The organism is Cellulomonas septica (assembly GCF_012396155.1).
GTDB classification, from domain to species: domain Bacteria; phylum Actinomycetota; class Actinomycetes; order Actinomycetales; family Cellulomonadaceae; genus Cellulomonas; species Cellulomonas septica.
On the sequence record NZ_JAAXOY010000219.1, the window covers coordinates 1 to 5051 of the forward strand.

Sequence of the window (5051 nt, forward strand, 5' to 3'; positions counted from 1 at the left end):
GGCGGCTCGGCGCCCACCATTGGTCCGCGCGAGCTCGCGCTGGCGCTGGTGAGGACCGCGACGGTCACGATGCCGACGCTGACGAGCGGCGCGACGGCACGCGACCGGCACCACGCGGGCAGGCGGCGCGGCGCGGGCTCGGCGCGGTGCCTATGGCGCTTCGGTGACGCGGTCATGGCGGGCGGGCTCCTCACGTCGGGCAGCGGGTGCCCGGTCCGTGGACGTCGGACGCACTCACCAGATCGGCACGTCGCGCGCCGCACATGAGCGCACGCTGTGAGGTTCCCGCGACCCCGGAGCCCGTGACCCCGGGGTCGCGTGCCCACGTCACGGCACGTTGGCCCCGCCGTTGACGTTGATGACCTCGCCGACGACGAAGCTCGACTCGGGCGACGCGAGGAACACGTAGGCGGGCGCCTGCTCGACCGGCTGGCTGGTCCGGCCGAGCCACGACGACTCGCCGAACCCGTCCAGCTTCTCGGCCGGCTGCCCGTCGCTGACCTGCAACGGCGTCCACACGGGACCGGGCGCGACGGCGTTCACGCGGATGCCGCGCGGCGCCAGGTCGGCCGCGAGCGCCTTCGTGAAACCGATGATGGCGAACTTCGTCGACGCGTAGTTGATGATCATGGGCGACGGGTTGTAGCCCTGCACCGACGTGCTGTTGATGATCGTCGCGCCCGGCGGCAGGTGCGGGAGGGCGTCGCGCGTGATCCAGAACATCGCGTACAGGTTGGTCTGGATGGTGCGGTCGAGGTCGGCCTCGTCGAGCTCGTCGAACGACGGGTGGTAGACCTGGTGGGCCGCGTTGTTCACGAGGATGTCGAGCCCGCCCAGCCCGGACACCGCGTCGGCGACCAGCGTCCGGCAGAACTCCCGGTCGCGGATGTCGCCCGGCAGCAGCACGCACGTGCGGCCCTCCGCGCGCACGACCTGCGCGATCGCCTCCGCGTCGACCTGCTCCTCGGGCAGGTAGCTCAGGGCGACGTCGGCGCCCTCGCGCGCGAACGCGATCGCCACGGCCGCCCCGATGCCCGAGTCGCCGCCCGTGATCAGCGCCTTGCGCCCGGGCAGGCGACCCGTCCCCCGGTACGTCGTCTCGCCGTGGTCGGCCTTCGGGTCGAGCTCGGCGTCGAGGCCGGGGAGCGGCTGCCACGACGCGTGCGGCTTGATGTGCGCGTGGCGCTCGACGGGGTTGTCGAACGTGAGCTGGTCGGACGGCATCGTCTTCTCCTTCACGGGTCGCAGGACCCCGGGGTGGCGCGGAGCGGGGGCGGTCCTGGCGCCCGACCCTAACGGCTTCGACATCGTTATCGAAGCGCCGGGCGGGGCGCCGCCCCGTGCCCACGGGCCGCCGCCGTGCGGCCTCGGCCCCCGCGACCTACCGTGGCCGGGCACCGCATCAGCGGCGCACCCGGCGACGGAGGAGCACGGCATGACGCACGACGACGACATCGCCAAGGTCACGGAGCTCATCCGCGACTCCAAGGTCTCCATGCTCACGACAGTCGCCGCCGACGGCCGCCTGGTGAGCCGCCCGATGGGCATCCAGGAGGCCGACTTCAGCGGCGACCTGTGGTTCTTCGCCGACGCCGACAGCCACAAGGTCGACGAGATCGCGCACGGCAGCCCCGTGAACGCCGCGTTCGTCGGCGGCACGTCGTGGGTGTCCGTCTCGGGCACCGCGGAGGTCGTCCGCGACGTCGCGAAGGCCCGCGAGCTGTGGAGCCCCGTCGCCGAGGCGTGGTTCCCCGACGGACCCGAGACGCCCGGGCTCGTGCTGCTCGTCGTGCACGGCGAGACCGCCGAGTACTGGGACGCACCCGGCAACCGCCTCACGACCGCGATCAGCCTCGTGAAGGCCAAGCTCACCGGCGAGCGCTACGACGGCGGCGAGAACGAGACGGTCCGCCTCTGACGGCGACGGCGACGGCCACGGGGTCGGCGCCGGCCGGCGCCGGCCGATGTCGGACGTGCGCCGTAGCGTCCGGACATGGTCGACATCGAGTTCGAGGACCGACGCGACAGCCGCTTCCAGCACCAGGACCTGCGCGGCGCGCAGTTCGTCCGCGACCGCATGGCCGGCGCCGTCTTCCGCGACGTCGGCCTGCAGCGCGTCCGGATGCGCGGCGTCGAGCTGACCGACGCCGAGATCGACGGGGAGATCGACGGCCTGACCATCTGGGGTGTCGAGGTCGCGCCGCTGCTCGTCGCCGAGCTCGACCGCCGGCACCCCGAACGCTCCGCGCTGCGCGCCCGGACTCCCGACGAGCTCCGCGCCGGCTACGAGGCGCTGGTGGCGATGTGGGACACGACGATCGCCCGTGCCCGCACGCTGCCGCCCGGCACCGTCGACGTCTCGGTCGACGGCGAGTGGTCCTTCACGGAGACGATCCGGCACCTCGTCCTCGCGACCGACGCGTGGCTCAACCTCGCGATCCTCCGGCGCGCGCAGCCGTTCCACCCGCTCGGCCTGCTGTTCTGGCAGGCGCAGGGCCTCGAGGACCGGTACGGGCTCGTCCCGCTCGGCACGCCCGTGACGCTCGACGAGGCCCTCGCCGCGCGAGCCGACCGTGTCGCCCAGGTGCGCACGTACCTCGCCGACCTCACGGACGACGAGCTCACCCGCGACGCCGGTCACGACCCGTGGGGCGAAGGCGGCCCCGACGAGCCGACCGTCACCGTGCGCCAGTGCCTCGGCGTGATCTTCGAGGAGGAGTGGCAGCACCACCGCTACGCCACCCGCGACCTCGCCACCCTCGCCACCCGCGACTGACCAGGGCGGCTGTCGACGGTGGGCCGATCACCTCATGGGCACGTCTCGCCGAGCTTCACCGCCGCGAGCGTGACCATGGTGCTGACCGGCACGGTCGTGCCGGGAGCAGGGTCCTGCCGACACACCTGCCAGTTGGAGTCGAGAACCTGCACCCGGCCGAGACCGGACGCGTCCTCCTGGTCCATGGCGTACGAACCGAGGCTCTGCAGCGTGTCCTGGGCGTACTGCAGGTTGGCTCCGACGACGTCGGGCATGACGAACGTCTCGGGCTGCGCGGGTGCTGACGGCGCGACGGCCGGTGCGACGGGCTCCGGTGCCGGTGCCGCGGCCGCGGCCTCCAGGTCGGCGATCGTGGCCGCGGCGGCTGCCGCGGCCGACTTCGCCTCCTCAGCGGAGGCCTTCGCGCTCGCCAGCTCGTCCTGCGCCGTCTCGAGGTCGGCCGCGAGCGCGGCGTACTCCTCCGACGCCTTCACCTGGCTGGGCGTGGGAGCTTCTCCCCCTCCACCCGCGATCGCGCCGAGGACGAAGGCGACGACGCCGACGACCGTCGGCCAGAACCAGCGCCGCTTGTGCGCGGGGACCTTGACCGCCGGCGGTGGTGCGGTCGTCGCGTACGGCGGCGGGGCCGCGTCGGGCGTGTGCACGGGCTGGGGGGCGGCGTCGGACATGGAGATCCTTCAGAGGTCGGGGGGAAGCCGGCTCGTCGGGCGCCCGAGAGCGCGCGGACGGACTCGCGGGCGTCGAGCAGCATGGGTGTGCGACCGCCCGACGGAGGGGGTGATCGGCCCTCGGGCACAGCACCTTGAGCACCGCGTGGTGTGATCCCCACCGCGACGGATCTCCGCACCGGGCGGGTGCGCGACGACCAGACCTGACGCGCAGAGTCCGTCGCGTGCTCCGCCCTAGTCGTCCTGCCGGTCCGCCGCGTCGCCTGCCGTGCTTTCGCCCGGGTGGGTCCCGGCCTCCTCGACGGCCTCCCGGAGGAGAGCGTCGATCTCGACGACGTCCTCCTCGTCACCGGCGTCGTCCGACCCGGCGAGCACGAGTGCTGTCGAGGGCACCGCCGCGAGACCGTACTTCACCGTGAGGAACCGGAGGCGGTACGCCTGCACGGCCGCGTCCTGCACCCGGTGGAGCAGCTGCAGGTTGACACCGCTGGAGATGAGGACGCCCGCGACGGGCACGACCTGCGCGAGCTTCTTCTGCGTGAGCCGCAGACCCATCGTCGCGAACGCCCGGTTGACCACGCCGACGAGCACGTGCTCGTTGAGCTGCGTCCAGGTCGCGCGTCGCATCATGTCCTGGGTGAGCCGGGACAGGCTGGCCAGCGCGGTCGACTTCGCACCGCTCCCCACGGCCATCCCCAGACCGAGCACCTGGAGCGCGAAGACCTCCTCCTCCGGGAGGTTCGGGTCGAACCCGTAGGCGACCGCCACCTCGCCGACCACGCGTCCCAGGCCGGCCATCACGATGACCGAGTCCGCCGCGACGGTCGTCAGCGCGACTGCCGCCGTCGTGCCGCCGGTGACGGTGGACGACACGGTCGCGCCGGTGATGAGCAGGGAGGCGGCAGCGCCTTCCGCGAGCGCCGCGACCTCGTGGAGGCGCTTGCGTCCCGGGAGCATCTCGTCGCACCGCCGGAGGTCGAGGCGGAGGATGTCCTCGGGCTTCTCGACGTCGGCACCCTTCTTCTGGTACCTGGCGATCGATCGCTCCATGCTGACCGAGTGGATGCCGTTCCCCGTCGTGAAGTCCGTCAGGCCCTTGGCGGCCTTCGCATACGCGTCGGCGACCACCGTGCTGCCGGGGACCTTGGCCGCGCCCGTCCTGACTGAACGGCCGACACGGGACGCCGTGTCGCGAGCCCACCCGGGCATCAGACTCCGGGAGTCGGGCGGCGGCGCGGTCAGGCTCTGGTAAGCGCTGCGCTCGTAGTCGCTCATCGCCATGCCGTTCACGACGCCTCCTCACAGGGTGCCCGCGAGCGTACCGACGTGCGCCGCGACGGTAGCCCGGGACGGGGCGCGAGCGCTCAGAGATCACCTCGTCGGCCGATGCCCCGGGGCGCGACCCGGCCAACGAGCCGGACGAACCGTGCAGGTTCGGTCCGCCCGGGTGGACGACGTGTCGTCCTGCCCGCTCAGGCGGCGCTGCGGCGGCGAGCCAGGACGACGAGCCCCACGCCGACGAGCAGCACGCCCGCTGCGAGCCCGGCCGTCGACACCCGCGACGACGGGCCCGTCACCGCCAGCACGCGCGTCGGTGCGGCGGGGGC

Annotated in this window: 5 protein-coding genes; 2 read left to right on the plus strand and 3 right to left on the minus strand. The window is 73.2% G+C overall.

Annotated elements, in window-relative coordinates; translation table 11 throughout:
• Positions 1–327 precede the first annotated feature (327 nt).
• Positions 328–1224: an SDR family oxidoreductase gene (locus HGA02_RS09885; RefSeq protein ID WP_168678858.1), complete on the minus strand. Its 897-nt coding sequence runs from the start codon at positions 1222–1224 to the stop codon at positions 328–330.
• A gap of 211 nt (positions 1225–1435) precedes the next feature.
• On the opposite strand from HGA02_RS09885, the gene HGA02_RS09890 reads away from it, so the two are divergent.
• Complete coding sequence (locus tag HGA02_RS09890) at positions 1436–1918, plus strand: pyridoxamine 5'-phosphate oxidase family protein (RefSeq protein ID WP_168678859.1); 483 nt, start codon at positions 1436–1438, stop codon at positions 1916–1918.
• A gap of 75 nt (positions 1919–1993) precedes the next feature.
• The gene (locus HGA02_RS09895; RefSeq protein WP_168678860.1) at positions 1994–2776 is read left to right on the plus strand and encodes a DinB family protein; all 783 of its coding nucleotides are present in this window, start codon (positions 1994–1996) and stop codon (positions 2774–2776) included.
• Between the two features lie 32 nt (positions 2777–2808).
• On the opposite strand, the gene HGA02_RS09900 is transcribed toward HGA02_RS09895, so the two are convergent.
• Both HGA02_RS09900 and HGA02_RS09905 read right to left on the minus strand, forming a co-directional pair.
• The gene (locus tag HGA02_RS09900; RefSeq protein WP_168678861.1) at positions 2809–3444 is read right to left on the minus strand and encodes a PASTA domain-containing protein; all 636 of its coding nucleotides are present in this window, start codon (positions 3442–3444) and stop codon (positions 2809–2811) included.
• A 234-nt stretch (positions 3445–3678) separates the two neighbouring features.
• Positions 3679–4725: an EcsC family protein gene (locus tag HGA02_RS09905; protein ID WP_246247628.1), complete on the minus strand. Its 1047-nt coding sequence runs from the start codon at positions 4723–4725 to the stop codon at positions 3679–3681.
• Between the last annotated feature and the right edge of the window lie 326 nt (positions 4726–5051).

Excerpts from the sequence above, each read along its gene's own strand:
- HGA02_RS09885 (WP_168678858.1), bottom strand. The coding sequence starts at position 1,224 with ATGCCGTCCGACCAGCTCACGTTCGACAACCCCGTCGAGCGCCACGCG.
- HGA02_RS09890 (WP_168678859.1), top strand. The coding sequence starts at position 1,436 with ATGACGCACGACGACGACATCGCCAAGGTCACGGAGCTCATCCGCGAC.
- HGA02_RS09895 (WP_168678860.1), top strand. The coding sequence starts at position 1,994 with ATGGTCGACATCGAGTTCGAGGACCGACGCGACAGCCGCTTCCAGCAC.
- HGA02_RS09900 (WP_168678861.1), bottom strand. The coding sequence starts at position 3,444 with ATGTCCGACGCCGCCCCCCAGCCCGTGCACACGCCCGACGCGGCCCCG.
- HGA02_RS09905 (WP_246247628.1), bottom strand. The coding sequence starts at position 4,725 with ATGGCGATGAGCGACTACGAGCGCAGCGCTTACCAGAGCCTGACCGCG.